Annotated in this window: 26 protein-coding genes; 16 read left to right on the top strand and 10 right to left on the bottom strand. The window is 64.4% G+C overall.

Annotated elements, in window-relative coordinates:
• The first annotated feature begins 18 nt into the window (after nucleotides 1–18).
• Nucleotides 19–627: an FMN-dependent NADH-azoreductase gene (locus QRQ56_RS04030; protein WP_438737736.1), complete on the top strand. Its 609-nt coding sequence runs from the start codon at nucleotides 19–21 to the stop codon at nucleotides 625–627.
• 59 nt (nucleotides 628–686) lie between these two features.
• On the opposite strand, the gene QRQ56_RS04025 is transcribed toward QRQ56_RS04030, so the two are convergent.
• Both QRQ56_RS04025 and QRQ56_RS04020 read right to left on the bottom strand, forming a co-directional pair.
• Complete coding sequence (locus tag QRQ56_RS04025) at nucleotides 687–869, bottom strand: hypothetical protein (RefSeq protein ID WP_438737735.1); 183 nt, start codon at nucleotides 867–869, stop codon at nucleotides 687–689.
• Nucleotides 870–1046: 177 nt separating this feature from the next.
• Nucleotides 1047–1826, bottom strand: a complete 780-nt coding sequence (locus tag QRQ56_RS04020; protein ID WP_438737734.1) for an SDR family NAD(P)-dependent oxidoreductase — start codon at nucleotides 1824–1826, stop codon at nucleotides 1047–1049.
• Nucleotides 1827–1949: 123 nt separating this feature from the next.
• Between QRQ56_RS04020 and QRQ56_RS04015 the strand changes: the two genes are divergently transcribed.
• Nucleotides 1950–2417 carry a winged helix-turn-helix transcriptional regulator gene (locus tag QRQ56_RS04015; protein ID WP_438737733.1) on the top strand — a complete coding sequence of 156 codons (468 nt, stop codon included), beginning with the start codon at nucleotides 1950–1952 and terminating at the stop codon, nucleotides 2415–2417.
• A gap of 166 nt (nucleotides 2418–2583) precedes the next feature.
• On the top strand, nucleotides 2584–3138 hold the full coding sequence (locus tag QRQ56_RS04010; RefSeq protein ID WP_438737732.1) for a flavodoxin family protein: 555 nt from the start codon (nucleotides 2584–2586) through the stop codon (nucleotides 3136–3138).
• Between the two features lie 147 nt (nucleotides 3139–3285).
• On the opposite strand, the gene QRQ56_RS04005 is transcribed toward QRQ56_RS04010, so the two are convergent.
• Entirely contained in the window at nucleotides 3286–3525 is a 240-nt protein-coding gene (locus QRQ56_RS04005; RefSeq protein ID WP_438737731.1) for a hypothetical protein, read from the bottom strand.
• A 226-nt stretch (nucleotides 3526–3751) separates the two neighbouring features.
• Between QRQ56_RS04005 and topA the strand changes: the two genes are divergently transcribed.
• From topA to QRQ56_RS03985, 4 genes are read left to right on the top strand one after another with little or no spacing between them, the layout of a single operon-like run.
• Nucleotides 3752–6496 carry a type I DNA topoisomerase gene (gene topA / locus QRQ56_RS04000; RefSeq protein ID WP_438737730.1) on the top strand — a complete coding sequence of 915 codons (2745 nt, stop codon included), beginning with the start codon at nucleotides 3752–3754 and terminating at the stop codon, nucleotides 6494–6496.
• Nucleotides 6497–6516: 20 nt separating this feature from the next.
• Nucleotides 6517–8865 carry a ribonuclease R gene (rnr, locus tag QRQ56_RS03995; RefSeq protein WP_438737729.1) on the top strand — a complete coding sequence of 783 codons (2349 nt, stop codon included), beginning with the start codon at nucleotides 6517–6519 and terminating at the stop codon, nucleotides 8863–8865.
• Nucleotides 8859–9299: a DUF983 domain-containing protein gene (locus QRQ56_RS03990; protein ID WP_438737728.1), complete on the top strand. Its 441-nt coding sequence runs from the start codon at nucleotides 8859–8861 to the stop codon at nucleotides 9297–9299. The genes rnr and QRQ56_RS03990 overlap by 7 nt, the downstream gene beginning before the upstream one ends.
• A gap of 29 nt (nucleotides 9300–9328) precedes the next feature.
• Nucleotides 9329–10078 carry an NUDIX hydrolase gene (locus tag QRQ56_RS03985; RefSeq protein WP_438737727.1) on the top strand — a complete coding sequence of 250 codons (750 nt, stop codon included), beginning with the start codon at nucleotides 9329–9331 and terminating at the stop codon, nucleotides 10076–10078.
• On the opposite strand, the gene QRQ56_RS03980 is transcribed toward QRQ56_RS03985, so the two are convergent.
• On the bottom strand, nucleotides 10079–10621 hold the full coding sequence (locus QRQ56_RS03980) for a hypothetical protein (RefSeq protein WP_438737726.1): 543 nt from the start codon (nucleotides 10619–10621) through the stop codon (nucleotides 10079–10081).
• 291 nt (nucleotides 10622–10912) lie between these two features.
• Between QRQ56_RS03980 and QRQ56_RS03975 the strand changes: the two genes are divergently transcribed.
• The 4 genes from QRQ56_RS03975 to QRQ56_RS03960 all read left to right on the top strand — a co-directional run bounded on the left by QRQ56_RS03975 (nucleotide 10913) and on the right by QRQ56_RS03960 (nucleotide 14931).
• Entirely contained in the window at nucleotides 10913–12238 is a 1326-nt protein-coding gene (locus QRQ56_RS03975; RefSeq protein WP_438737725.1) for an LLM class flavin-dependent oxidoreductase, read from the top strand.
• 207 nt (nucleotides 12239–12445) lie between these two features.
• Nucleotides 12446–12613, top strand: a complete 168-nt coding sequence (rpmG, locus tag QRQ56_RS03970; RefSeq protein WP_007603295.1) for a 50S ribosomal protein L33 — start codon at nucleotides 12446–12448, stop codon at nucleotides 12611–12613.
• 258 nt (nucleotides 12614–12871) lie between these two features.
• Nucleotides 12872–13432 (top strand): hypothetical protein, encoded by a 561-nt coding sequence (locus QRQ56_RS03965; RefSeq protein ID WP_438737724.1) that lies wholly within the window; start codon nucleotides 12872–12874, stop codon nucleotides 13430–13432.
• Between the two features lie 260 nt (nucleotides 13433–13692).
• A complete protein-coding gene (locus QRQ56_RS03960) occupies nucleotides 13693–14931 on the top strand; it encodes an acyltransferase family protein (RefSeq protein WP_438737723.1) in 1239 nt (412 codons plus the stop codon).
• Between the two features lie 15 nt (nucleotides 14932–14946).
• Here the strand turns inward: QRQ56_RS03960 and QRQ56_RS03955 are convergent, their stop codons facing one another.
• Both QRQ56_RS03955 and QRQ56_RS03950 read right to left on the bottom strand, forming a co-directional pair.
• The gene (locus tag QRQ56_RS03955; RefSeq protein ID WP_438737722.1) at nucleotides 14947–16227 is read right to left on the bottom strand and encodes an amidohydrolase family protein; all 1281 of its coding nucleotides are present in this window, start codon (nucleotides 16225–16227) and stop codon (nucleotides 14947–14949) included.
• Between the two features lie 404 nt (nucleotides 16228–16631).
• Nucleotides 16632–17270 carry a TetR/AcrR family transcriptional regulator gene (locus tag QRQ56_RS03950; protein WP_438737721.1) on the bottom strand — a complete coding sequence of 213 codons (639 nt, stop codon included), beginning with the start codon at nucleotides 17268–17270 and terminating at the stop codon, nucleotides 16632–16634.
• A gap of 77 nt (nucleotides 17271–17347) precedes the next feature.
• Here QRQ56_RS03950 and QRQ56_RS03945 point away from each other — a divergent pair, with 77 nt between their 5' ends.
• On the top strand, nucleotides 17348–18517 hold the full coding sequence (locus tag QRQ56_RS03945; protein WP_438737720.1) for an FAD-dependent monooxygenase: 1170 nt from the start codon (nucleotides 17348–17350) through the stop codon (nucleotides 18515–18517).
• Between the two features lie 19 nt (nucleotides 18518–18536).
• On the opposite strand, the gene QRQ56_RS03940 is transcribed toward QRQ56_RS03945, so the two are convergent.
• The gene (locus QRQ56_RS03940; RefSeq protein ID WP_438737719.1) at nucleotides 18537–19775 is read right to left on the bottom strand and encodes an MFS transporter; all 1239 of its coding nucleotides are present in this window, start codon (nucleotides 19773–19775) and stop codon (nucleotides 18537–18539) included.
• A gap of 129 nt (nucleotides 19776–19904) precedes the next feature.
• Here QRQ56_RS03940 and QRQ56_RS03935 point away from each other — a divergent pair, with 129 nt between their 5' ends.
• The gene (locus tag QRQ56_RS03935; protein ID WP_438737718.1) at nucleotides 19905–20510 is read left to right on the top strand and encodes a TetR/AcrR family transcriptional regulator; all 606 of its coding nucleotides are present in this window, start codon (nucleotides 19905–19907) and stop codon (nucleotides 20508–20510) included.
• A gap of 296 nt (nucleotides 20511–20806) precedes the next feature.
• Here QRQ56_RS03935 and QRQ56_RS03930 read toward each other — a convergent pair whose 3' ends face one another.
• Together QRQ56_RS03930 and QRQ56_RS03925 are read right to left on the bottom strand one after the other, a co-directional pair.
• Nucleotides 20807–22180, bottom strand: coding sequence for a PleD family two-component system response regulator (locus QRQ56_RS03930; RefSeq protein WP_438737717.1), 1374 nt, complete (start codon nucleotides 22178–22180; stop codon nucleotides 20807–20809).
• Nucleotides 22181–22194: 14 nt separating this feature from the next.
• On the bottom strand, nucleotides 22195–22560 hold the full coding sequence (locus tag QRQ56_RS03925) for a response regulator (RefSeq protein ID WP_008130064.1): 366 nt from the start codon (nucleotides 22558–22560) through the stop codon (nucleotides 22195–22197).
• 251 nt (nucleotides 22561–22811) lie between these two features.
• Between QRQ56_RS03925 and QRQ56_RS03920 the strand changes: the two genes are divergently transcribed.
• Genes QRQ56_RS03920 through QRQ56_RS03910 form a run of 3 tightly spaced genes read left to right on the top strand, consistent with a single transcriptional unit; the run spans nucleotide 22812 to nucleotide 24810 of the window.
• Nucleotides 22812–23123 carry a DUF3572 domain-containing protein gene (locus QRQ56_RS03920; protein WP_438737716.1) on the top strand — a complete coding sequence of 104 codons (312 nt, stop codon included), beginning with the start codon at nucleotides 22812–22814 and terminating at the stop codon, nucleotides 23121–23123.
• Nucleotides 23120–24409 carry a DNA polymerase IV gene (locus tag QRQ56_RS03915; protein WP_438737715.1) on the top strand — a complete coding sequence of 430 codons (1290 nt, stop codon included), beginning with the start codon at nucleotides 23120–23122 and terminating at the stop codon, nucleotides 24407–24409. The genes QRQ56_RS03920 and QRQ56_RS03915 overlap by 4 nt, the downstream gene beginning before the upstream one ends.
• Nucleotides 24409–24810: an ACT domain-containing protein gene (locus QRQ56_RS03910; protein WP_438737714.1), complete on the top strand. Its 402-nt coding sequence runs from the start codon at nucleotides 24409–24411 to the stop codon at nucleotides 24808–24810. Before QRQ56_RS03915 ends, QRQ56_RS03910 begins: the two co-directional genes overlap by 1 nt.
• Before the next feature lie 88 nt (nucleotides 24811–24898).
• On the opposite strand, the gene QRQ56_RS03905 is transcribed toward QRQ56_RS03910, so the two are convergent.
• The gene (locus QRQ56_RS03905) at nucleotides 24899–25300 is read right to left on the bottom strand and encodes a RidA family protein (protein WP_438737713.1); all 402 of its coding nucleotides are present in this window, start codon (nucleotides 25298–25300) and stop codon (nucleotides 24899–24901) included.
• Nucleotides 25301–25388 lie beyond the last annotated feature (88 nt).

Below are 25388 nucleotides of genomic sequence, written 5' to 3'. Positions count from 1 at the left end.
TACCATGGGTGACCCCAAATGAAGCTCCTCCATCTCGACTCCAGCGTCCTCGGCCCCCACTCCGTCTCCCGGCAGGTTTCCGCCGCCATCGTCGATCGTCTCAGGCAGGCGACGCCTTCGGTCGAGGTCGTTTATCGCGACCTCACGCAAACGCCGCTCGCCCACCTGTCGGGCTCGCACCTCGCCGCCGCGCAAGGCGCGCCCGCGCCGGCAGAACTCGGACCTGACCTCGCCGCGAGCGCCGCCGCGCTCGACGAGTTCCTCGCTGCGGATATCGTGGTGATCGGCGCCCCCATGTACAATTTCACCATTCCGAGCCAGCTCAAGGCCTGGATCGACCGCATCATGGTGGCGGGAAAGACATTTAAGTATGGCGCGGCCGGGCCCGAGGGGCTTGCCGGCGGCAAGCGCGTGATCGTGGCTATCTCACGCGGCGGCTATTACGCAGCGGAAACGCCGATGGCCGCTGGCGAGCATCTCGAAACCTATCTGCGCTGGGTGTTCGGCTTCATCGGCATCACCGACCCCGAATTCATTTTCGCAGACGGCATCCAGGTCGGGCCGGAGCACCGTGAAAACGCGATCGCCGGCGCGTTGCAATCGGCAACGAGCCTGCGCGCGGCCTGAAGGCGTGCGTGAACTCAGCCGCCGCCGGACTTGCGCGGCGGCTGATGCATGCGGGTGCGCTAAAACCAGACGCCCTGCATGCCCAGGATCACGGCAATCAACGACACGAACAGGCCGATCCCGGAGAATATCGCGACGGCTGCAAGCTCTGAGGTGTCGGAACGCTTCGCGGGAACGGCGGAGTCTTCAGTGAAAACGCGTGGTGATGAAATCGACGAAAAAATACGAGCTGCTTTCGGCATAACGGACTCCCTTGAAAATGAGTCTTCTGTGCCCCCTGCCCGTAAAAATGTCTGCGCAGCTCGCGCCAAGGTTCAACGCCTCACGCAAAGGTTCAGCAAATACATCTTCCGAGATGCGGGAACCGGCCGGCGCAACCATTCTCGTTGCGCCGGCCGATTCAATTTCACGTCACGCGCTCAACCACGATAGATCGGCGCGCCGCTCGGCGAGGCCACCGCGCCGCCATCGACGAAGATCTCCTGGCCCTGGATGTGCGCGGCATCATCGGAAGCAAGGAAGAGTACCGTCTTCGAGATGTGATCTGGTTCACCAAGACGGCCGAGCGGCGTCATCAGCCCGATGCGCTTCTCGAAGGCCTTCTCCGCTTCGGGCGTTGCGACCGCCGCGCCCCAGATCGGCGTGCGGATCGCTCCGGGCGCGACCACGTTGACGCGAATGCCGCGCGGCGACAGCTCCGACGCCATGATCCGCGCCATCGCGCGCACGCCGGCCTTGGCCGCGCCGTAGGCCGAATAGCCGGGAATGCCGAGCACCGAGATCACCGAACCGTTGAGGATGATCGAGGAATTGTCGTTGAGATGAGGTAGCGCCGACTGCACCGTGAAGAATACGCCGGTGAGGTTGGTGCTGATGACCTTCTCGAACACCTCCAGCGTCGCAGATCCCAGCGGCGTGCCGCCGGCGCCGGGAATGCCGGCATTGGCGAACACGATGTCGTACTTGCCGAATTTTTCGGCGCCCTGCCTGATCGCGGCGTCCGTCGCTGCGATGTCGGTGACGTCAGCGACGAGCGCCAGCGCGTTCGGACCAAGCTCCCTTGCGGCGGCCGCCAGGGTCTCCTTGTTGCGCCCGGTGATCACCACCTTGGCGCCTTCCGCCACGAACAGCTTTGCGGTCGCAAGCCCGATGCCGCTGTTGCCGCCGGTGATCAAGGCCGTCTTGTTCGTCAGTCTCACGCTCGCCTCCAGTAGTTGCATTATGAAACTAGATTGCCATCTAGGCCATTTGGTTTTATGATGCAACCACACAAGCGCGTGATCGGCTCACAGACCCGTGCGAACGCGACAGGACGGACGACCATGGTGAAACGGACGAGCTTCGAGGGCGATGCCTGCCCGATCGCGCGATCGCTGGATGCGCTCGGTGATTGGTGGTCGCTGCTGATCATCCGCGAGGCGCTGTTCGGCCTGCGCCGGTTCGGCGAGTTCCAGAACAAGCTCGGCATGGCCAAGAACATCCTGGCGACGCGGCTGCGCGCGCTGGTCGATCACGGCATTCTGGCAACCGCCCCCGCTTCCGACGGGAGTTCTTATCAGGAATATGTGCTGACGCCGAAGGGCCGCGGCACCTTCCCGATCCTGGTCGCGCTGCGGCAATGGAGCGAGGAGTTCGACGACCGCCCCGAGGAGATCGCCACCATTTTGGTGGATCGCGAAAAAGGCCGACAGGTGAAGAAGCTGGAGATGCGCGCTGAAGATGGGCGGCTGCTCTCGCCAGCGGAGACCATGCTGAAGCCGCGACCCGCGCCGCGGCGGCGGTCGGCGTGAGGACGCACGCCGCCACACCGTCATTGCGAGCGCAGCGAAGCAATCCAGAATCCCACCGCGGAAAGACTCTGGATTGCTTCGCTGCGCTCGCAATGACGACATGGAGGGACTTGTGCAAAATCCTGGCAACATCAAAGATGGCTAGGGATCCCAAAATGGCGCCACAATGCCCCTGCTCGCCATCGTCTACTTCTCGATCTCCGGCACCACCGACCAGCTGGCGCATGCGGTTGCGCGCGGGGCCGCTGGGTTGGCGGAGATCACGCTTTGCCGGATCGTCGGCGACGACATCGTGTCGGGCCGCTTCCAGAACGAGCGATTGATGGAGACGATCGACCGCGCCGGCGCCGTTGCATTCGGCAGCCCGACCTACATGGGCGGAGCGGCAGCCCAATTCAAAGCCTTTGCAGACGCTTCAAGTGACCGATGGAGCCAGCAGCACTGGGCCGAGAAGATCGCGGGTGGCTTCACGACGGGCGCGTGCGCAGGCGGCGACCAACTCCACACGCTGACCTACTTTTCCATTCTGGCCGCTCAGCACGGCATGCTCTGGTGCGGGTTGGATATTCCGGGCGGAGAGGATCCAGCCGGTCGCAATCGGTTGGGCAGCCAGCTTGGACTGGCGACGCACCTGATCGACGGCGCGTTGCCGCAGAGCGACCTCGTCACGGCCGAATATCTCGGCGGGCGGTTGGCGAAATTGGCAGGCCGCAACGGCTGACCGCTCGCAATGACGAGGTGCCGAAGCATCGAGTGTCGTAGCCCGGATGGAGCGCAGCGCAATCCGGGAATCCTTCCCCGAGGCACGACCACCCCGGATTTCGCTGCGCTCCATCCGGGCCACAAGCTCATCCGGGCTACCGCCACCTCACGACAGCTTGCGCTTGCTCCGCAGCCGCAGATGTTCGTCGGCCTCGAGCTTGGTCATGCCGAGGAGATAATGCAGCACGTCGAGCTTGTGGCGCTCGGCGAGCTTGCGCAGCGCGCCGACCTGCTCGGCGATGAAGGCGACCGCCTCGTCCACGCCGCCTTCGCCCGGTTCGTCGTGACGCGAGCCTCCCGGCGCGCCTGATGCGGCGCGCGCCCGTTTCTTTCCCGGCCTAGTCACCAGCCCACCCCGAATCCATGCCCCGCGGAAACATTACGCCGATAGCAACCGCAACTCCAAGGTGGTATTTTGCAACTTTCTCGATATGAAACTTTTCCCATTCCCTGGGCCTTCAACAGCCCTCGATTTGACAGCGGAGGCCTCACCACCCATGTTCGGGTCGAAACGGCCGACCCGAATCTTTTCGTTTTCGGCCCCAAATTTTCCCGTAAGTTACTGGAACTACATGAATATCGTCATTGTGGAGTCGCCGGCGAAAGCCAAGACGATCAACAAGTATTTGGGCTCGTCCTACGAGGTTCTGGCCTCGTTCGGCCATGTCCGCGACCTCCCCGCGAAGAACGGTTCCGTCGATCCCGACGCCAATTTCAAGATGATCTGGGAGGTCGATCCCAAGGCGGCCGCCAGGCTCAACGACATCGCCAAGTCGCTCAAGGGTGCGGACCGCCTGATTCTGGCGACCGACCCTGATCGCGAGGGCGAGGCCATCTCCTGGCACGTGCTGGAGGTGATGAAAGAGAAGCGCGCGCTCAAGGACCAGAAGATCGAGCGCGTGGTGTTCAACGCCATCACCAAGCAGGCCGTCACCGACGCGATGAAGAACCCGCGCGAGATCGACGGCGCGCTGGTCGACGCCTATATGGCGCGCCGTGCGCTGGACTATCTCGTCGGCTTCACCCTCTCCCCCGTGCTGTGGCGCAAGCTGCCGGGTGCCCGCTCGGCCGGCCGCGTGCAGTCGGTGGCGCTGCGCCTCGTCTGCGACCGCGAGCTCGAGATCGAAAAGTTCGTGCCGCGCGAATATTGGTCGCTGATCGCGACCTTGCTCACCCCGCGCGGCGATGCGTTCGAGGCGCGCCTCGTCGGCGCCGACGGCAAGAAGATCCAGCGGCTCGACGTCGGCAGCGGCGCTGAAGCCGAAGACTTCAAGAAGGCGCTGGAGCTCGCGAACTACGCGGTGACCGCGGTCGACGCAAAGCCCGCGCGGCGCAATCCGCAGGCGCCCTTTACCACCTCGACCCTGCAGCAGGAAGCCAGCCGCAAATACGGCTTTGCGCCGGCGCATACGATGCGCATCGCGCAGCGCCTCTATGAAGGCATCGACATCGGCGGCGAGACCACCGGACTCATTACTTATATGCGTACCGACGGCGTGCAGATCGACCCGTCCGCGATCACCCAGGCGCGCAAGGTGATCGGCGAGGATTACGGCAACGCCTACGTGCCGGACGCCCCGCGCCAGTACCAGGCCAAGGCCAAGAACGCCCAGGAAGCGCACGAAGCGATCCGCCCGACCGACCTCTCGCGCCGTCCCGACGCCATGAGCCGCAAGCTCGATTCCGACCAGGCGCGGCTCTATGAGCTGATCTGGAAGCGCACCATCGCAAGCCAGATGGAATCGGCCGAGCTGGAGCGCACCACCGTCGACATCACGGCGAAAGCCGGCGGCCGGACGCTGGAGCTGCGCGCCACCGGCCAGGTCGTGAAGTTCGACGGTTTCCTCGCGCTCTACCAGGAAGGCCGCGACGACGAGGAGGACGAGGACTCTCGCCGCCTACCCGCGATGAGCCCGAACGATGCGCTCAAGCGGCAGTCGCTCTCCGTCACCCAGCATTTCACCGAGCCGCCGCCGCGCTTCTCGGAAGCATCGCTGGTCAAGCGCATGGAAGAGCTCGGCATCGGCCGGCCTTCGACCTATGCCTCGATCCTTCAGGTCCTGAAGGACCGCGGCTACGTCAAGCTGGAGAAGAAGCGTCTGCACGGCGAGGACAAGGGCCGCGTCGTGGTCGCGTTCCTCGAAAGCTTCTTCGCCCGCTATGTCGAGTACGATTTCACGGCCAATCTGGAAGAGCAGCTCGACCGCGTCTCCAACAACGAGATATCCTGGCAGCAGGTGCTGAAGGATTTCTGGACCGGCTTCATCGGCGCCGTCGACGACATCAAGGACCTGCGCGTGGCGCAGGTGCTGGACGTGCTCGACGACATGCTGGGCCAGCACATCTATCCGCCCCGCGCGGATGGCGGCGACATCAGGCAGTGCCCGAGTTGCGGCAACGGCCGGCTCAATTTGAAGGCCGGCAAGTTCGGCGCCTTCGTCGGCTGCTCGAACTATCCGGAGTGCCGCTACACCCGTCAGCTCGCAGCCGACAGCGAGGCGACGGCCGATCGTTCGCTCGGCCAGGACCCCGACACGGGCCGCGATGTCTGGGTCAAGGCCGGCCGCTTCGGGCCCTATATCCAGCTCGGCGAGCAGAAGGATTACGAGGAAGGCGAGAAGCCGAAGCGTGCGGGCATCCCGAAGGGCACCTCGCCCGGCGATGTCGAGCTTGAGCTTGCGCTGAAGCTGTTGTCGCTGCCGCGCGAAATTGGAAAACATCCGGAGACTGGTGAGCCGATCACGGCGGGCCTCGGCCGCTTCGGGCCGTTCGTGAAGCACGAGAAGACCTATGCCAGCCTGGAGGCCGGCGACGAGGTGTTCGACATCGGCATCAACCGCGCCGTCACGCTGATTGCGGAAAAGATCGCCAAGGGTCCGAGCCGTCGCTTCGGCGCCGATCCCGGCAAGGCGATCGGCGACCATCCGACGCTCGGAACCGTCACCGTGAAGGGCGGCCGCTACGGCGCCTATGTCACGGCCGGCGGCATCAACGCGACGATCCCGGCCGACATCGAGAAGGACGCCATCACGCTGGCGCAGGCGATCACACTGATCGACGAGCGCGCGGCCAAGGGCGGCGGCAAGAAGCCGAAAAAGGCAGCCAAGCCCGCCAAGGCGAAAAAGACTTCAGAGAAGGCTGACGGCGACGACGCCGCGCCGAAGAAGAAGAAACCGGCCGCGAAGAAAGCCGCGGCCAAATCCAAAACCGAATCCACCAGCAAGGCGCGCGCCGCCGTGTCGTCGACCGCAAAGACGTCGCCGACCAAGGCCGCCGCCACCAAGGCTCCGGCCAAGAAGAGTGCCGGCAAGACTTGAGATCAAGAATTAGAGGTTAAGTGAAACGCAACAATGACCGTGGCTTTCCCGACCGGCAAGCCATCGTCGCCTTCATCAAGGCAAATCCAGGAAAGGTCGGAACCCGCGAAATTGCACGCGAGTTCGGCCTGAAGAACGCCGATCGCGTCGAGCTCAAGCGCATGCTGCGCGAGCTCGCCGACGACGGGACCATCAAGAAGAAGCGCCACAAGGTCTCCGAGCCCGATGCGCTGCCGCCGACCCTGGTCGCCGACATCACCGGCCGCGACCGCGACGGCGAGCTGATCGCCTCCCCCACCGAATGGGACGAGGTCGAGAACGGCGAACCGCCCAAGATCATCATCGAGATGCCGCGCCGGCCGAAGCCCGGCACCGCCGCCGGCGTCGGCGACCGCGCGCTGCTGCGCGTCGAGCCGACCAACGAGGCCGAAGGGCCGGCCTATCGCGGCCGCGTCATCAAGGTGTTCGACAAGGCGAAGAGCCGCATCCTCGGCGTATTCCGCAGCCTGCCCGAAGGCGGCGGACGGCTCGTGCCCGTCGACAAGAAGATGGCGGACCGCGAGCTGAACATCGCCCCTGCCGACACCAAGGACGCACAGGACGGCGATCTCATCAGCGTCGACATCGTCCGCACGCGCAGCTTCGGCCTCGCCTCCGGCCGCGTCAAAGAAAAGCTCGGCTCGGTCAAGTCCGAGAAGGCGATCAGCCTGATCGCGATCTACGCCCACGAGATCCCGCTGCAATTCTCCCCCGCCGCCGAGCGCGAAGCGGAGGCCGCGGAGCCCGCGAACCTGAAGGGGCGCGAGGACTGGCGCGACGTGCCGCTTCTCACCATCGATCCGCCCGACGCCAAGGATCACGACGACGCGGTGCACGCCGAGCCCGACCCCGATCCGAACAACAAGGGCGGCTTCATCGTCAACGTCGCCATCGCCGATGTGAGCTTCTACGTCCGGCCGGGCTCGGCGCTCGACCGCGACGCGCTCGACCGCGGCAACTCGGTCTATTTTCCCGACCGCGTCGTGCCGATGCTGCCGGAGCGCATCTCCAACAATCTCTGCTCGCTGGTGCCGGGCGAGCCGCGCGGCGCGCTCGCGGTGCGCATGGTGCTCGGCCCCGACGGCCGCAAACGCTCGCATACGTTCCACCGCATCCTGATGCGCTCGGCCGCAAAACTCAGCTACGCGCAGGCGCAGGCTGCGATCGATGGGCGGCCCGATGACATCACCGGCCCCCTGCTCGATCCGATCCTGAAGCCGCTCTATGCGGCCTATGCCTGCGCCAAGCGCGCACGCGACGAACGCGATCCGCTCAATCTCGATCTGCCCGAGCGCAAGATCCTGCTCAAGAGCGACGGCACGGTCGATCGTGTCGTGGTCCCCGAGAGGCTCGATGCGCACAAGCTGATCGAGGAGTTCATGATCCTCGCCAATGTCGCGGCGGCCGAGATGCTGGAGAAGAAATCGCTCCCGCTGATCTACCGCGTGCATGACGAGCCGACGCTGGAGAAGGTCCACGCACTCGCGGAGTTTCTGGAGACGCTCGACGTTCCCTTCGCCAAATCTGGCGCGCTGCGCCCGACGTTGTTCAACCGCGTGCTGGCCCAGCTCGAAGGCCACGACTATTACCCGCTGGTCAGCGAGGTCGTGCTGCGCGCCCAGGCGCAGGCGGAATATTCCTCCGAGAACTACGGGCATTTCGGCCTGAACCTGCGCCGCTACGCGCATTTCACCTCGCCGATCCGCCGCTATGCCGACCTCGTCGTGCACCGTGCGCTGGTGCGCGCGCTCGGCCTCGGCGAAGGCGCCCTGCCCGACAGCGAGACGCCGGAAACCCTGAGCGAAGTCGCCGCGCATATTTCGGTCACCGAACGGCGCGCGATGAAGGCGGAGCGCGAGACCGTCGACCGCTTGATCGCGCATCACCTCGCCGACCGCATCGGCGCGAGCTTCCAGGGCCGCGTCTCCGGCGTCACCCGCGCCGGGCTCTTCGTCAAGCTGGCTGAAACCGGTGCCGACGGCCTGATCCCGATCCGATCCCTCGGCACGGAATATTTCAACTATGACGAGAGCCGGCACGCCCTCGTCGGCACGCGCAGCCGCACCATGTATCAGCTCGGCGATGTCGTCGACGTCCGCCTGATCGAAGCTGCTCCCATCGCGGGCGCACTGCGCTTCGAGCTGCTGGGATCGGCAAGCGAAACCGCACCGCGCGACCGCAGGCGCCCCCATCCGCAGCGCCGTCCCTCCATCAAGGCCCATCCCGGACGCAGCCCGGACAAAAAACGCAAGCCGGCGAAGCAAAAGCCTGGCAAAGGGAAGGCCAAGGGAAAGAACAAGGGTAAAGGCAAGAAGGGCAAGGCATGGTGACGATGAGCACGGCCCCAAAAACCTGGACGCGCGAGACCGGTCTGGTCGAGAAGCGCGACGTCTTTGCCGCGATGAAGCGCGGCTTTCGCAGCCGCTGCCCGCGCTGCGGCCAGGGAAAGCTGTTCCGCGCCTTCCTGAAGACGGCGGATAATTGCGCCAAATGCGGGCTCGACTTCACGCCGCACCGCGCCGACGACCTGCCCGCCTATCTCGTCATCGTCATCGTCGGACACATCGTGGTGCCGACGATCCTCTGGATCGAGACCAATTATTCGACGCCGGTCTGGCTCAGCTTCGCGGCCTATCTGCCCTTCACCTTCGTCGCCTCGCTCGCGCTGCTGCAGCCGGTGAAGGGAGCTGTGGTCGGCTTGCAATGGGCTCTGCGCATGCACGGGTTTGACGAGAACCCTCCGGATGGTATTCCGCCTGTGTAAGCAAGCAAAAGAACGATCTGGGTGAGGACATGACGGATACGGCGCAGGCCACGGAGAAAGCCAGGGTTCACGAGGAAAAGGAAGCGGATCACCATCCCTATTTCCGCCCGAAGGACGCGGCGACCCTGATCCTTGTCGATCGCAGCGATGCCATTCCAAAAGTTTTGGTCGGCAAGCGGCACGACAAGGTGGTGTTCATGCCCGGCAAGTTCGTGTTCCCGGGCGGACGTGTCGACAAGGCTGACTACCGCGTGCCCTGTGCGGCGCCCATCACCACCGAGCTCGAAGCCAACCTCGCCAAGGGCAGCCCGAAGACCCCAGCCTCGCGCGCCAAGTCGCTCGCCATCGCCGCGATCCGCGAAGCCTGCGAGGAGACCGGCCTCTGTCTCGGCCGCAAGACCGAGGGCAAGGCGAAGCTGGAAGGTCCCTGGAAGCCGTTTGCGGATGCAGGCCTGCTGCCCGATCCCTCGAGCCTGTTCCTGATTGCCCGCGCGATCACCCCGCCCGGCCGCGTCAAGCGGTTCGACACGCGCTTCTTCACCGCCGATGCCTCCGCGATTGCCCACCGCGTCGATGGTGTGATCCACGCCGATGCCGAGCTGGTCGAACTGGTCTGGGTCGAGCTCGGCTCGAAGCCGCTCGCCGACCTGCATCCGATGACACGCAATGTGCTCAACGAGCTCGACACGCGCCTTGCCACCGGCCCGCTGCGCCACGATGCGCCGGTGCCGTTCTTCCATTTCTACGGCGGCAAGATGCAGAAGGATATTTTGGGCTGATCAAGCGGCATCCGGCTCGGTGCCGACATAGTCGCGCGCCGGCAGCTTGAGGACGCGGCCGATCTCGTTTGCGAGCTGGTCCGCCTCCTCGCGCCTGGTGAAGCTCTGGAGCGTGATCGGTTCTGTGCCCTTGTTGCCGCAGAGATTGACGTCGTACGTCGTCAGATCCGTGTCGTAGTCGTCGGTAACACTGATGAAGTGATAGTCGGCGAGATCACGCAATGAGCGGATGTTCAGCGGACCGAACTGCCTGGTGATGACGATCTGGCGCAGCGTCTCGTTGAGCACGACGAAGGTGCGGAAGGTGAGCAGGATCAGTCCGGGGATGCCGACGAGCAGCCCGAGTGCCGTGAACACCAGCACCGGAACGAGATCGTCGGCAAGCCGTCCGAAGCCGAAAAAGTCCTGACGCAGGCCGAGCGCGACATTCCACAGCAGATAGAAGCTCGCCGCCAGCAGCGGCAACGACAGCAGCCGGCCGACCCACGGCATGGACCGGTCGATGCGGACGGTGCCGCCATCCACGGTCATTGCGCCTGCCATAAGCGTCTCCTTGGGAGCGAAGGTCATGGCTTGGTCGGTGCGAGCGGCGGGTTGGTTCGATGAGGCCCCCCGTCATTCCGGGGCGCGCCCCTTGGCGCGAGCCCGGAATCCATCCATCGGCCGTCCCTGCGGCCCAATGGATTCCGGGCTCGCGCTGCGCGCGCCCCGGAATGACGCGTTTGTGCTGAGAGAGCCGCGAAAAACAAAAGATTCTTCCCGCCTCCCCCAATGGCGCAGCTCCGCGGCATGCCTATGTCTTTCCCCAACGACACCCAGAACGGATACGGGGCGATGGCACAACGGCAACTCAAGCTCGGCGCGTTCATGCGCCCGATCAGCATTCACACCGGCGCATGGCGCTATCCCGGAGCCTGGCCCGACGCCAATTTCAATTTCGGGCATATCAAGACGCTGATCCAGAAGCTCGAGGCCGGCAAGTTCGACGCCTTCTTCATGGCCGATCACCTGGCCGTGCTGAACATGCCGGTCAATGCGCTCAAGCGCAGCCACACCGTGACCTCGTTCGAGCCGTTCACGCTGCTGTCGGCGCTCTCTGCTGTCACCGAACGGATCGGCCTGATCGCAACGGGCTCGACCACGTTCGACGAGCCCTATCACGTCGCCCGGCGTTTCGCCTCGCTCGACCATCTCAGCGGCGGGCGCGCGGGGTGGAATATCGTCACCACCTCGAACCCGGACGCGGCGCTGAATTTCGGCCTCGACGATCACATGGAGCATGCCGAGCGCTACAAGCGCGCTCGCGAGTTCTACGACGTCGTCACGGGCCTGTGGGATTCCTTCGCCGATGACGCCTTCGTGCGCGACGTCGAGAGCGGACTGTTCTTCGATCCCGCCAAGATGCACACGCTCGACCACAACGGCAAATATCTGAAAGTGCGCGGCCCCCTCAACATCGCCCGCCCCGTGCAGGGCTGGCCCGTCATCGTGCAGGCCGGCGCGTCGGACGACGGCAGGCAGCTCGCGGCCGAGACGGCGGAAGCCGTGTTCACCGGCGGCGGCACCCTCGCCGACGGACAGAAGCTCTATGCCGACATCAAGGGCCGGATGGAAAAGGTCGGCCGCGACCCCGAGCATCTCAAGATCCTGCCCGGCGCCTTCGTCGTGGTCGGCGACAGTGTCGACGAGGCCAAGGAGAAGCGCGCGCTGCTCGACAGCCGCGTGCACTACGAGAGCGCCATCGCCTCGCTCTCCGTCATCCTCGGCACCGATGCCTCCGGCTTCGACCCGGACGGACCGCTCCCCGAGATCCCCGAGACCAATGCCAGCAAGAGCGGCCGCCAGCGCATGGTGGACCTTGCCGCCCGCGACAAGCTCACCGTGCGCCAGCTCGCCCAGCGCGTCGGCGGCTATGGCGGTCTGTCCTTCGTCGGGACGCCTAAGACCATCGCCGACCAGATGGAGGAATGGCTGGTCGGGCGCGGCTCCGACGGCTTCAACATCATGTTCCCGTTCCTGCCCGCCGGCCTCGACGATTTCGTCGACAAGGTCGTGCCGGAGCTGCAAAGGCGCGGAATCTTCCGGAAAGAGTATGAAGGGGCCACCCTGAGGGAGAATCTCGGCCTTCCCAGGCCGAAAAACCGGTTCTTCGAGGCGTAATCGGGCCGATTTGAGTGGTTTTCCGCCCCTGGAGCCCCGTTTGGGCTCTAGGCTGTTGTTTTTGGCGCGTTTTCTTGACGCGAACCGGTGCTCCCTTCGCTGGAAAACGCTTCGAAACCTTGACATCAGGCGGTTTCTGGCTAGGTTGCCGGCCAACGCGGGCCGTTTGGCCGGCTCCAGATTCCCCAATATTCTGAGGTTCAGAACATGGCCAAAGCGGTCACCATCAAGGTCAAGCTCGTGTCCTCGGCCGACACCGGCTTCTACTACGTCGCCAAGAAGAACTCGCGCACCATGACCGACAAGCTGGTCAAGAAGAAGTACGATCCGGTCGCGCGCAAGCACGTCGAATTCCGCGAAGCCAAGATCAAGTAAGATCACGGATCAGCGTTGAAGAGTTTTGCGGGGCCCTCACGGGCCCCGTTTTCGTTTGAGACCCCACGTGTCCTCGACACGCTGCAGCGTGCAACGCTGCTGCGCGGTGTCACGAGAACGAATTGACGCGCTCCGCTTTCCGCGGACCACGAGGCCAAACATTGGGCAGAGACCGTCTCAACCTTCGGTTGATCGACTCCAAATGTATGTTACCGTGAAGTTACCGGTGCGGAATTGCCGTTCCGGCATTGGAAGGACATGGTCATGAGAATCTCATCTAGCCTTGTCGTGCCTTCTACCATCGCCATCCTGTCGACCGCCCTACTGTGCGCCCCGGCGTTGTCGCAAATCCCGAACGGCTCCGCCGCCACGCTTCCCCCGATCACGGTCGATGCGCCGAAGCCGGTGGCAAAGCCCAATGTGTCGGACCGGGGAGCAAACACAACGGCGCCGCGCCGGACCACGCCGACCACGCGAACGGTCACCGCGCGCACGCCTTCGTACGCGCCGGGCTCGCCCATGGCGCGGCTTGCCAGCCTTGAGAAAGTCGCCAGCAGCTGCAACGGCGGCTGTGCATCCAGCTTCCGGCACGGCAACGAGCCGTGGATCGGATGCAGCGAGTCGGGCGGCAATGTGAACTATGGACCGTTCTCGCCGACGTGCCGGGACACCATCACCCATGCATCCTACGAGAACTGCGTCGAGACCAAGGTGTTTCTGGGCGAAAATCGAAACCGGGCCCACTGGTTCTGCAGCAGCTTGGCTGCCGGCAACAGGTTCAAGGTCGCCGATCTCAAGCGGTCGGGACGCGCGCGCTAGTTCTTTCTCTCCGCAGGCTGTCTGTTGCGGATGAGCTCCAGCTCTCTGTTGTCCTGGACGCGGTGCAGCGCACCGGCCGATGCTTCGCATCGCCGGGCGCTTTGCCCTGTGTCTGGGGCACGAAAGCGCGGCTTGACGTAATCCACCCCGAATACCCCAGCATTCGAGCGGCTATGGACCAAGTGTGACCAACCTCGCAGAGTGCCATCGGCGGCTTCTTTATCTCCAGCGGGATCGTTGCATGAACTTGGTCCATTGCCGTGAAGAGCCATTTGCCCCTGCTGGATCCCTTGCGTTTCGCCGCCGCGCTCGGCGTTGCCGTCTTTCACCAGATGTTTTGGTCGTGGGCCTGGACCTCGATCGGCGTCCCCGGCTTTGAGCGCACCGTCGCCGCGGATGTGCTCTACCCCTCCGCCGCCCCCTTCACCTGGTTCGGCTGGGTCGGCGTCGAGATCTTCTTCGTCATCTCCGGTTTCGTCATCGCCAATTCGGCGGCCCTGTCTTCGCCGGGCGCGTTCCTGCTCGGCCGCGCGCTCAGGCTTTATCCGGCGGTCTGGGTCTGCGCCACCGCGACCCTGCTCGTTCTGCTGCTGTTCGGCAGCGGCCCGGCGTCCGAACTGATCGTGCCCTACGTCCACGCGATGCTGATGGTGCCCAAGGGCGTCACGGGCCAGTGGCTCGACGAGGTCTACTGGACGCTGGCCGCCGAGACGGCATTCTATGGCCTCGTGTTTTGCGCGATGCTGACGCGTAAGATCACCCTGCGGCACCTCGCCTTCGGCCTCACCATCTACAGCGCGATCTTCAATGCCGTTGCGCTGCTGGTGCTGGCCTGCACGACGCCATCCGACCTGCCCTATCTCGTCATCCTGATGTTCCGGGTGCCGTGCGCGGCCTTCCTGCTGAGCCATGGTTGTTTCTTTGCGCTCGGCATCTGGCTGTTCATCTCCGCGAACAGGGAACTGACGGCGCTCGAAAAGATCGCCTTTGCCGTCACCTGTGTTTCGGGGGCCGCGGAGATCTATTTCTTCGCCTCGTTCTTCCTGACCTCGATCCCCGCCATCGCGGATCAATCGGCTCTGGTGCCGATCATGGTCTGGGCGTTTGCTGTGCTCCTCATCGCTCTTGCCGCGAGACGAAACAGGCACTCGGCGGGCACCACGCCCTCCGAAGCGCCGGCCTATCTGCGAACCCTGGGACTGATCACCTACCCGCTCTATCTCACCCACAACGTCATCGGCACGGCGATCATCCGCGCCCTGGTCGAGGCGGGCCTGGATGCGACCTCGGCCCTGTGGATCGCGCTGGGCCTGCTTGTCCTGGTCTGCTGGTTCATCTGCGCGAAGATCGAGCCGGCGGTCAGGCTGACGCTGACGCAGGCCCTTGCGCATTTCGGAACGCTCCCGAAGAGGTTGCCGGCCCCGCGTCGCTCAGTGTTGGCCCGTGGGCTGCGCCTTCCGCGGCCCGTCGCGGCCAGGGCGAACGTCGCGGTGACCTAGCCGATCTCGGCCGTCTCATCTGACTGCGAACGGCGCTTGATAAGGCCGCCCGAAAGGCACGCCGTTGATGACGGTCTGGATCGGCTTGAGATAGGCCTTGCCGTCCCGCTTGTTGTTGCGGGTATCGACGAAGCTGACCGGCCCCTCCACCAGCTCCATGATGGCGACATCGCCGGGCGCGCCGACCTGCAGGGTGCCGATCTTCGGCGCGCGATCGATGATCTTCGCCGGCGCCGTGGTGGCCATTGCGACCACCTGCTCCAGCGTAAAGCCCAGAATCATGAACTTGCTCATCACATTGGGCAGGAACGGCATGCCCGGCGAATTGCCGGAGAAGACATGGATATCGGAGGAGATCGTATCCGGCGCGCAACCGCCGGGGATCGCGACCTCCGCCACGGTGAAATCGAAGCTGCCGCCGCCATGGCCGACGTCGAACATGACGCCACGCTGCTTGGCTGCCAGGGCCGCGGGCAGCAGCTTGCCGTCCTGGACGATGTTGGTAAAGACGTTCGACATGTTCGGGGCGCCTGAATAGGCGTGGGTCAGTACGTCACCCGGGCGGAGCAAGTCGAGAATCTGCGACATCAGCTCCTTGGACTCGACGCCGCCGATATGCACCATCATCTTTGCCGGCCAGCCGCACATCTCGCACGCCTGGATGGCCCGCTTGAGCGGCTCGAGCCCGTGCTTGAAGATCACGTTCTCCGACATGCGCACCTTGACCCCGAGCAGGAAGTCGGGGTTCTCGGCCAGTGCCATCGCGCAAGCCTCGGTCTGCGCGATGTCGATGTTGTAGAGCTCGGCGACCGGAAATGCCGACAGGCCGTTATTGGCGATATGGACGAAGGCGTACATCCGCGCCCGCGTCTGGGCCACGATGAACCGGCGCAACGCCGCCAGATTGTTGACCCCGGCATCGCCCGCCGACACGACGGTCGTCGTGCTCTGGAACTGCACGAGCTCGTCGGCGGGAATGCCGATCGCCGATCCATAGGGATAGACGTGACTATGCAGGTCGATGAGACCGGGCATCACGAGCTTGCCCGATGCGTCGATGCTCTTGAGCGCGCGCTCGGCGGGGATCGTCTCCTGCACCGTCTCGATCATGCCCCAGCGAATGCCGATATCGCGCCTCGCGCGCAGCGACTGGCTGGGGTCGAGCACCTCGCCGCCGCGGATCACCAGATCGTATTTGTCGTTCGGCCCCATCGCGGCCCGCGCCGGCGAGGCAAGGCCGACGGCTGCGGCTGATGTCGAAAGTGCCAGGAAATCGCGGCGCGACAATTCGGACATGATTATCCCTCCCCGTGTGTTTTTTATTCGCGGTTCGACGAGCAGCTCCCGCCTTCGGCAAGAAAGCGGGAATTCGAATTGAATCGATGAAGCTGGAGCACGTCGCCCGGAGAGCGCGATCCTATGCTTGCATCCGAAGGCTGGCGAGCCGGGAAATTTTCCAGAACCGGATGAACTTTGCCGGACCGGCTTCGACTAAGGCGGCCAATCCGCCGGCCGGGCCAGGTCGCTCGCGGCGTGAAGCGTTCGCATCGTCCTTGGCCACGGCCGCCGAGAACTGCAAAAGCCGCATCGCCGTAGTTGCCGCTCGCCGAGTCCGCTTTCCATGCAGACGGTGACGTTCAACGCAGTCTGTCGGATGTCCGCCTTGGGCTAGAAGCGGGCATTCTGCCACTGCTGCCGCATCAAACGTAAGCGGTCTCGGCGAGCGCTGCTGCGGTGCCTGTGATCCCGCGGTCGATGACCGTAATGAAGCAGCGCTTGGCCTCGCTTGCGTTCCGCGTGCGATCAAAAAGCTTCTGCGCTTCGGCAAAGGCTACGGTCCAAACCGATACGATCAGTCCGGCTGCAAGATGAGCGTTCGGATCATCCGTCGGTTGGTTGCTGGTCTCGGCCAGCACAATGGCAAGTGCGCGGGTAAAATCGTCTCGCATTTCCCGCGCTCGCGCCTTGAGCGCTTCACTGTCCATGGCCGTCTTGACGAACCGCCTCGTGTCGTCGGACAGCAGCATGAACTCATGATCCCGCGTAACGAGGTCATGCGCCAGTATGCGGACCGCTTCGATCGGCGAAACGCCGGGCTTGCGTCCGCGAACGGCTCCGAAGGCCAAAGCCTGGATCTCTTCCTCGCGGTCGAAGAACATATCCTCTTTGCGAGGGAAATGATTGAAGACCGTCATGCGCCCGACGTCAGCGACAGCAGCAACGTCGTCGATCGTCACGGCGTCGAACCCCCGTTCCATAAACAGTCGGGTCGCTGCGTCCGAGATGCTCTGACGCGTGGCCAAACGCTTGCGGGTTCGGCGGTTGTCCTTGTCGTCCATCAGCCCTTGCCTTTAATTGTACTTAGTATATATTGGTATTGAGTATATATAACTATTCTCATCTCCGTGGTGCCCTTTTGCTCAATCAATCCAATGCCGACCAAAGCCCCACCCCGCCCGCCGGCAGCCCCGTCCTCGTGAGTGGTGCAAGTTTCGCGGGCCTGGCGACAGCTTACTGGCTCAACCGTTTGGGCTACCGGGTCACGGTTGTCGAGCTTGCACCCGGACTTCGCAAAGGCGGAACGCCGGTCGACATCGAAGGCGAGACCATCACCATTCTCGAACGAATGGGCATGTTCGAAGCCGTTCGGGCCAAGACGCTTCCCCCGCGCGCGTTTGAATGTAAGGACGCCCAAGATCACACGCTTGGCGGCTTCGGTGTAGAGACTGGTCCGGATGCTGCGCCGCCTGCTCGTTTCGAAATACACCGCGATGATCTGTTGGACATCCTCTTCGCGGGGATCGATGGGTCGGTCGAGCTTCGGTTCGGCCGATCGATCAAGCGCCTGGAGGATAGTCATGGCGGCGTTATGGTCACACTCGACGATGGGTCACAGCATGCCTTTGCGCTCGTGTTTGGCTGCGATGGCAACCGCTCCAACACCAGAAGGCTGGTGTTCGGCGACGAGAAAAATTTCACTTACTTCATGGGAGGCTATGTCTACCTGAAGGTCGTGCCGGAGACTGGACTTCTGCCGCCCAACGTATCGCAGGTATACAGCGTGCCCGGTCTGACAACGATGTTGAACGGCTATGACGACCGTACCGACATCGCCTTTGCTTTCCGCACCGAAAGCGAAATCGAATACGACTATCGCAACCGCGCGCAGCAGCGCGCGATGATTCACGACCGTTTCGACGGACTAGGCTGGAAAGTGCCGGCCGCCTTGAACCTTATGGGCACCGACGAAGATTTTTACTTCGACAGGATCAACCAGATTCGGATGCCGATTTGGTCGAAAGGACGGATCGCGCTGGTGGGGGACGCGGCGTATTGCGTGTCCCCGGTGGCAGGCATGGGCGGCTCAATGGCGATCATCGGCGCAGGACGGCTTGCCGAAGCATTGGAGCGGCACGGCGACGACCACGCTGCCGCGTTCCAGGAGTATCACGACAATCTGCACACCTTCGTCGATGACGTTCAAAAGCGGGCCGCCACCGAGGGCATGGCAATGATATTTCCTGCCAGCGAGGCCGAAATTTCGGAGCGTGACAGAAAGCTTCGCGACGGCGAGCTGGAATTATAGGCCCGCGACCGCACGCCCCCTACGCCGTCCGCAGCACCGGCGTTGGCGGCTGCGAGGGCCTGAGGAGCGCGAACGCGACCTGGACGATGCCGCCGGCAAGACCGAGCGCGACGCCGATGCGCCAGGCCATGGTGTAGGAGCCCAGCGCGTCGTAGAGCACGCCTCCTCCGTATGCGCCGAGGAAGCTGCCGATCTGGTGGCTCATGAAGGCGAGGCCCTGGATCATCGCCTGCCAGCGCAGACCGAACATCTCTGCGACTGCGCCCGCAACGAGCGGGCCGACGCCCATCCAGAGGAAGCCCATGATCGCGCCGAACAGCAGGGTCGAGAACGGCGTCGCCGGCAGCATGAAGTACCAGGCGAGCGCCAGCGAGCGCAGCACGTAGATGCCTCCAAGAAGCGCCAGCTTGTTCCAGCGCTGGCCGGCCCAGCCGAAGAACAGCGAGCCCAGCACGTTGAAGCCGCCGATCATGCCGAGCGTCTGCGCGCTGAGCATCGGGTCGAGGCCGCAGATCGCGAGATAAGACGGCAGATGCGTGGTGAGGAACACCAGCTGCATGCCGCAGACGAGATAGGCGCAGGTCATCACCATGAAGGAGGCGTTGCCGAATGCCGCCTTCGCCACGGACGCCGCGCTGGCATCGCCGATGTCGTCGGCGGCGGGCTTGGGCAGCGGGACCTGATCGACGCGGCCCGCATACCAGGCCGCGGGGATCATCAGCACCGACATCACGACGAAACCGGCAAGCCCGACGCGCCAGCCAAAGCCCTCGTTGAGCATCTGCCCGATCGGCGCCGACAGCAGCGCACCGAGCGAGCCCGCGCCTGAGACGATGCCGAGCACGGTGGAGCGCACCGTTGCGGGGACGGCGCGCGCCGCCACCGACATCGCGATCGCGGCCGCGGTGCAGGCCAGTGACGTCCCGATCAGCACGCCGGCGCCGATCATGATGCTGACCAGCCCGTTCGCCGTCGCCATCAGCACGAGCCCCGCGATATACATCAGCGAGCCCACGATCATGATGGGACGGAAGCCATAGCGCACGGTCATGGCGCCTGCGAGCGGCTGCAGGAAGCCCCAGGCGAGGTTTTGAACCGCCAGCGCCAGCGTGAAATCCGAGATCGACAAGTGGATGTCGTGCGTCAGCGGCTGCATGAAGATGCCGAGCGACTGCCGCAGCCCCATGCTCAGCGTCAGCATGATCGAGGCGCCGATCAGGATGGGCAATGTCGGACGCAGGACCTGCAACAGGGGCATTTTCTTCTCCCTCGTGGGCACGGCGCGAAGGCCGTCGTCTGCTTTTGCCGCTGATTTTGATTACACAGATCTGTGTACTTAGGCTATGAATGGCTGTTGCTGTCAAGCGAACAGGATGCATTCCGCTGCATGGCTCCCCCGCCCGCCCCACAGACGATGAAAGAGCGGATCCTTCAGACCGCTGACAAGTTGTTCTATCTGCAGGGAATTCGCGCCATCGGCGTCGACACCATCGCGGCCGAGATCGGCATCAGCAAGCGCACGCTGTACAATCATTTCCCGTCCAAGGACGCGCTGATCACCGCCTATCTGGAGCGCCGCTTCGTGAGCGCGCGCCCCTCCGACAAGCCGCCGGCCGAGCAGATTCTTGCGACGTTCGATTCGCTGGAGCGGCGCTTTGCGGCGAAAGACTTCCGCGGCTGCCCCTTCGTGAACGCAGTCGCCGAGCTCGGCCCGGCCGACCTCGCCGTGAAGAAGATCGCGGTCGCCTTCAAGGAAAGCCGCCGCATCTGGTTTCGCGATCGGCTCAACGAGCTCGGCGTGGCCGATGCGGAGGCGCTGGCTACGCAGCTGGTGCTGCTGGTCGACGGCTCCATCGCGCAGGACTTGGTGCGCGACGATCCCGCGATGGCGCGCGCGGCGAAGGAAGCGGCGAAGGTGCTGTTGCGGAATGCAGGGGTGGATGTGGGGGATGAAGTAGCGAAGCCGGTGAAGGGCAAGCGCCCGCCCCAGTGAGTGCTGTCACCGCAATTTCGGTGTCATGCCCCGCGGAGGCGGGGCATCCAGTATTCCAAAGACAGTGAGGTTCTAGCCGAGAAGCCGCGGCGTACTGGATTCCCCGCCTTCGCGGGGAATGACAGCGGAGTTCAGAGGATCGCGGCGATCCGACCAACATGCCCCTGTTTTGCCCGACGGGTCCAACGACGCGACCGCAAGCAAAACGCCTTTTTGCACCCGCCTAACCCATTGATCCGGCTCACGCCGGCTACTGTGCATGGGGTTGTTTTGCAGCTTTTATGTCGCGGCGGCCGTCACGCCGCCTGCGACACCACGCGGTTGCGGCCGTCGTGCTTGGCGCGGTAGAGCGCGGTGTCGGCGCGCTTGAGGACGTCGGCGACCGCCTCGCCCTTCTGCTCCAGCGTGGTGAGGCCGATCGAGATCGTGACCTCGATGCGCTTGGTGCCCTTGTGGATCGCGAACGGCTCGCCCGCGATCGAGCGGCGCAGGCGCTCGGCGACCATGCCGGCGACGTGGAGATCGGTCTCGGGCATCACGATGACGAATTCCTCGCCGCCGTAGCGGCAGGCGAGATCAATGCCGCGGATCGACTTGCGGACCCGCACCGCGAACTCGCGCAGCACGTCGTCGCCGGCATCGTGACCGTAATTGTCGTTGATCGACTTGAAGAAGTCGATGTCCAGGATCATCAGCGCCAGCGGTTTGCCGCGGGCCGCGGCCTGATCGGCGAGCGTCGCGAGATGGCTCTCCATGTAGCGGCGATTGTGCAGGCCGGTGAGCGCGTCGGTGATCGCCATCTCGATCGAGTTCTGCACGTTGTCGCGCAGGTGATCGGTGTAGCGGCGGCGGCGGATCTGCGTGCGGGCGCGCGCGAGCAGCTCGTTCTTGTCGATCGGCCGCAGCAGATAGTCGTTCACGCCGATCTCGAGGCCGCGCAGCAGCCGCGTCGAGTTCTCGGGGTCGGCGATCGCCAGGATCGGCACATGGCGCGTCCGCTCCAGCGAGCGCGCCTGGCTGCAGAGCCTGAGGCCGTCGAAATTGTTGAGGTCGAGCGAGACGATCAGGAGGTCGTAATTGCCTTCGGCGGCGTGGAACAGTGCCTCCGTCGGGTTCGGCTCGACGTCGATGGTGTGCTCGGCCGCGAGGATCGTCGCCAGCCGCTCATAGGAGGACTCGCGGTCGTCGACCAGCAGGATGCGGCCGCCCTTGCCTGTGTCGGTCACGGCGCTGCGCTCGGGCGCCTGCATGCCGATCTCGAGCGAGGTGATGGCGCGCATGCGCAGCTCGTCGGTCATCATCTTCAGCCGCGTCAGCGAGCGCACGCGCGCGATCAGCACGACGTCGGAGACGGGCTTTGTCAGGAAGTCGTCGGCGCCCGCCTCGAGCCCGCGATTGCGGTCGGACGGGCTGTCGAGCGCCGTCACCATGACGACGGGAATGTGATGCGTGGCGGGATCGGTCTTGAGGCGACGGCAGACTTCGAAGCCGTCGATATCGGGCATCATCACGTCGAGCAGGATGATGTCGCATTCGGCGCGGGCGCAGATCGCCAGCGCCTCGGTGCCGTTCGCGGCGGTCATCACGTCGAAATATTCGGCGGACAGTCGGGCTTCGAGCAGTTTGACGTTGGCGGGAACGTCATCGACGACCAGGATACGCGCGGACACTGTGAACTCACTTCCTATCCGATAAAACGCCGGACCGTCTCGATGAATTTGCCGACCGAGATCGGCTTGGACAAATAGGCCTCGCAGCCGCCCTCGCGGATGCGCTCTTCGTCGCCCTTCATCGCGAACGCCGTGACCGCGACGACGGGAATGGAACGCAGCTCCGGATCGTCCTTGATCCAGCGCGTCACCTCGAGGCCCGAGACCTGCGGCAATTGGATATCCATCAGCACGAGGTCGGGCCGCATCTTGCGAACCAGGTCGAGCGCCTCATATCCGTTGCTGGTGCCGGAGGTCTGGTAGCCGTGCGCCTCCAACAGGTCGCGGAAGAGCTTCATGTTGAGCTCGTTGTCTTCCACGATCAGGACGGTCTTAGCCATCCCGCCCTCCTGATTGGCACGAAGCCGGATACATGTGACGCCTCAGGCGCCGCTCGTCGGCGCTTCGAAAACTGGATTCAAACTAGCCTCAGATTCGCTTGAGTTTCGTTAAACCCGAGGGGCCACTTCCTGCGACGTGGTTTCCAGTTGCTTGCCCCGGGCTCGCAACACTCAAGGCCAAGACTCACTCCCAAGACTCGGGCATGATGCAAAGTAGACACCGAAAGTTAACGGAAAGGCAAACTGGGCCCGTGAAAAAGCCTGTTCACAACCCCCGCGAAGTCGCTGAAATCGTTGCGATTCAGGCATTGTCCTTCGTCGCGGGCGAGCCCGAGCGGCTGGGCCTGTTCCTGGCCGAGACAGGGGTCGGTCCCGAGACCCTGCGCAATGCCGCCGCCGACCCCAATTTCCTGCTCAGCGTGCTCGATTTCGTGCTGCGCGATGACGCCACCGTGAAGGCTTTTGCCAGCTCCGCGGAACTGCACCCCACCAATGTCGCCGCGGCCCGTCAGGTCCTCGGCGATGCGCTGGGCGATCGCTCCTGGGAGCGCGACGTGCCGTGACCGTCCCCGATCCGGCCGGGCCCCGCTGCTTCTGCCGGGATTGTCTGGCCGATCTGGACATGGGCGTGCGGCGCTGCTCTGCCTGCGGTTCCCCTCGCCTGGTCCTCCACCGCGCGCTTGCCGCGCTGACCATCGCCCATATCGATTGTGACGCGTTCTACGCGACCGTCGAGAAGCGGGACAGTCCTGACATCGCCGACAAGCCCGTCATCATCGGCGGGGGCAAGCGCGGCGTGGTGTCGGCCGCCTGCTACATCGCGCGCACCTATGGCGTGCGCTCGGCCATGCCGATGTTCAAAGCGCTGGAGGCCTGCCCGCATGCGACCGTGATCCCTCCGGACATGGCGAAATATGTCCGCGTCGGCCGCGAGGTGCGCCAGGCCATGCAGGCGCTGACGCCGCTGGTCGAGCCGCTCTCGATCGACGAGGCCTTCCTCGACCTCTCCGGCACCGAGCGGGTGCACGGCATGATCCCGGCGAAGGTGCTGGCGCGCTTTGCCCGCGAGGTCGAGCGCGACATCGGCATCTCCGTTTCGGTCGGCCTGTCCTGCAACAAGTTTCTGGCCAAGATCGCCTCCGATCTCGACAAGCCGCGCGGCTTTGCCGCGCTCGACCAGGAGGAAGCGCGCGCGATGCTGGCCGAGAAGCCGGTCGGCTTCATCTTCGGCGTCGGCCCCGCCACGCAGGAGCGCCTCGTGCAGCGCGGCTTCCGCGTCATCGCCGATCTGCAGAAGGCCGACGAGATCGAGATGATGCGGCAGTTTCCGAGCGACGGCCGCAGGCTGTGGCGGCTCGCCCGCGGCATCGACGACCGCCGCGTCGAACCCGATCGCGGCGCCAAGACGATCTCCAGCGAGACCACCTTCGAGACCGACATCCGCGATTTCGCGACGCTGGAGAAGATCCTGTGGCGGCTGTGCGAGAAGACCTCGTCGCGGCTCAAGAGCAGCGAGCTTGCGGGCTCCACCGTGACGCTGAAGCTGAAGACCGCCGATTTCCGCCAGCGCACCCGCTCGCAGTCGATCGCCGCGCCGACACAGCTCGCCGCAAAAATCTTCGCGATCTGCCGCGAGATGCTGGCGAAGGAGATCGATGGCACCGCCTTCCGCCTGATGGGCGCCGGCGTCAGCGCGCTGCGCGACGGCTCGCCTGCCGACGACACCGACATGCTCGACCGCCGCGCCGCCCATGCCGAGCGCGCGGTGGACAGCCTGCGCAAGAAATTCGGCAGCGCCGCCGTCATTCGCGGCATCGCCTATGAAGGCCCGGAGAAGGCGCAGGAGTGATGACGGGTGAACGCGATCTCGCCGCGCTGCTGAGGCAAATGAAGCCGGAACTGCGGCCAAGCATATTCGTGTTCTGCACGATCTCGGCGGGCGAGACCATTCCCGCGGCGCTCAATCCGCTCATGGTTTTTCGCGAGCAGGAAGGCACGACGCTCGTGGTCTCTCGCGAGGAGGCCGAAGCAGCAGGGCTACGCCACGCATTCTCCTCGCGCCTGATCACGCTGACGGTTCACTCGGCGCTCGATGCGGTTGGCTTCCTGGCGGCGATCACGGCGGGCCTTGCCGACGCCGGCATCAGCGTGAATGCCGTGTCGGCGTTCTATCATGATCATCTCCTCGTACCCGCCGAAAAGGCGGACGAAGCGATGGCAGTTCTGCGCGGAATGTCTGCAGCCGAGTAGGATGGGTAGAGCGCAGCGAAACCCATCAAGCTCTTTCCGCGCAGCAATAGCGATGGGTTTCGCTGCGCTCTACCCATCTTACACAACCTCAATCCGCGACTGCGATCGCCTCGATCTCAATCAGCCATTCGGGCGCGGCGAGCGCGGAAACGCCGACCAGCGTCGAGGCCGGCGGCTCCATGCCTTCGAAGAAGGCCGAGCGGGCCTTGCCGATGATCGGGCGCAGCTCAGGCCTGTAGTTCACGACGAAGGTCGTGATCTTCACGATGTTGGAATAGCTCGCGCCCGCCGCTTTCAGCGCGTGCCCGAGATTTTGCATCACCTGCGTGGTCTGCGCGGCGATATCGCCCTCGCCGACGATCCGCCCCTCCTCGTCGGTCGAGACCTGCCCCGAGATGTAGATCGTGCGCGCGCCCGAGGCGGTGACGACGTGGGAATAAGCGGGATTGTGATGCAGGCCGCTGGGGCGGAGATGATCGAGCTTGGGCATGGACGGCTCCCTTAGGTTTTTGGTTGGGAGCGAGCGTAGCTGGAGAGCGCGCTGACGGCTAGCCCGTCATTGCGAGGAGCTCTTGCGA

Origin of the sequence: Bradyrhizobium sp. U531, assembly GCF_051710265.1 — a bacterium.
In the GTDB taxonomy this organism is placed as follows: Bacteria; Pseudomonadota; Alphaproteobacteria; order Rhizobiales; family Xanthobacteraceae; genus Bradyrhizobium.
Note: the sequence above shows the minus strand (reverse complement) of the source record. Positions and strands in the feature narration are given on the sequence as shown.

Excerpts from the sequence above, each read along its gene's own strand:
- QRQ56_RS03965 (WP_438737724.1), top strand. The coding sequence starts at position 12,872 with ATGGTCATGAGAATCTCATCTAGCCTTGTCGTGCCTTCTACCATCGCC.
- QRQ56_RS03905 (WP_438737713.1), bottom strand. The coding sequence starts at position 25,300 with ATGCCCAAGCTCGATCATCTCCGCCCCAGCGGCCTGCATCACAATCCC.
- QRQ56_RS04015 (WP_438737733.1), top strand. The coding sequence starts at position 1,950 with ATGGTGAAACGGACGAGCTTCGAGGGCGATGCCTGCCCGATCGCGCGA.
- QRQ56_RS03925 (WP_008130064.1), bottom strand. The coding sequence starts at position 22,560 with ATGGCTAAGACCGTCCTGATCGTGGAAGACAACGAGCTCAACATGAAG.
- QRQ56_RS03940 (WP_438737719.1), bottom strand. The coding sequence starts at position 19,775 with ATGCCCCTGTTGCAGGTCCTGCGTCCGACATTGCCCATCCTGATCGGC.
- QRQ56_RS03975 (WP_438737725.1), top strand. The coding sequence starts at position 10,913 with ATGGCACAACGGCAACTCAAGCTCGGCGCGTTCATGCGCCCGATCAGC.
- rpmG (WP_007603295.1), top strand. The coding sequence starts at position 12,446 with ATGGCCAAAGCGGTCACCATCAAGGTCAAGCTCGTGTCCTCGGCCGAC.
- QRQ56_RS03990 (WP_438737728.1), top strand. The coding sequence starts at position 8,859 with ATGGTGACGATGAGCACGGCCCCAAAAACCTGGACGCGCGAGACCGGT.
- QRQ56_RS03955 (WP_438737722.1), bottom strand. The coding sequence starts at position 16,227 with ATGTCCGAATTGTCGCGCCGCGATTTCCTGGCACTTTCGACATCAGCC.
- QRQ56_RS03910 (WP_438737714.1), top strand. The coding sequence starts at position 24,409 with ATGACGGGTGAACGCGATCTCGCCGCGCTGCTGAGGCAAATGAAGCCG.
- QRQ56_RS04030 (WP_438737736.1), top strand. The coding sequence starts at position 19 with ATGAAGCTCCTCCATCTCGACTCCAGCGTCCTCGGCCCCCACTCCGTC.
- QRQ56_RS03985 (WP_438737727.1), top strand. The coding sequence starts at position 9,329 with ATGACGGATACGGCGCAGGCCACGGAGAAAGCCAGGGTTCACGAGGAA.
- QRQ56_RS04025 (WP_438737735.1), bottom strand. The coding sequence starts at position 869 with ATGCCGAAAGCAGCTCGTATTTTTTCGTCGATTTCATCACCACGCGTT.
- topA (WP_438737730.1), top strand. The coding sequence starts at position 3,752 with ATGAATATCGTCATTGTGGAGTCGCCGGCGAAAGCCAAGACGATCAAC.
- QRQ56_RS03950 (WP_438737721.1), bottom strand. The coding sequence starts at position 17,270 with ATGGACGACAAGGACAACCGCCGAACCCGCAAGCGTTTGGCCACGCGT.
- QRQ56_RS04010 (WP_438737732.1), top strand. The coding sequence starts at position 2,584 with ATGCCCCTGCTCGCCATCGTCTACTTCTCGATCTCCGGCACCACCGAC.
- QRQ56_RS03935 (WP_438737718.1), top strand. The coding sequence starts at position 19,905 with ATGGCTCCCCCGCCCGCCCCACAGACGATGAAAGAGCGGATCCTTCAG.
- QRQ56_RS03980 (WP_438737726.1), bottom strand. The coding sequence starts at position 10,621 with ATGGCAGGCGCAATGACCGTGGATGGCGGCACCGTCCGCATCGACCGG.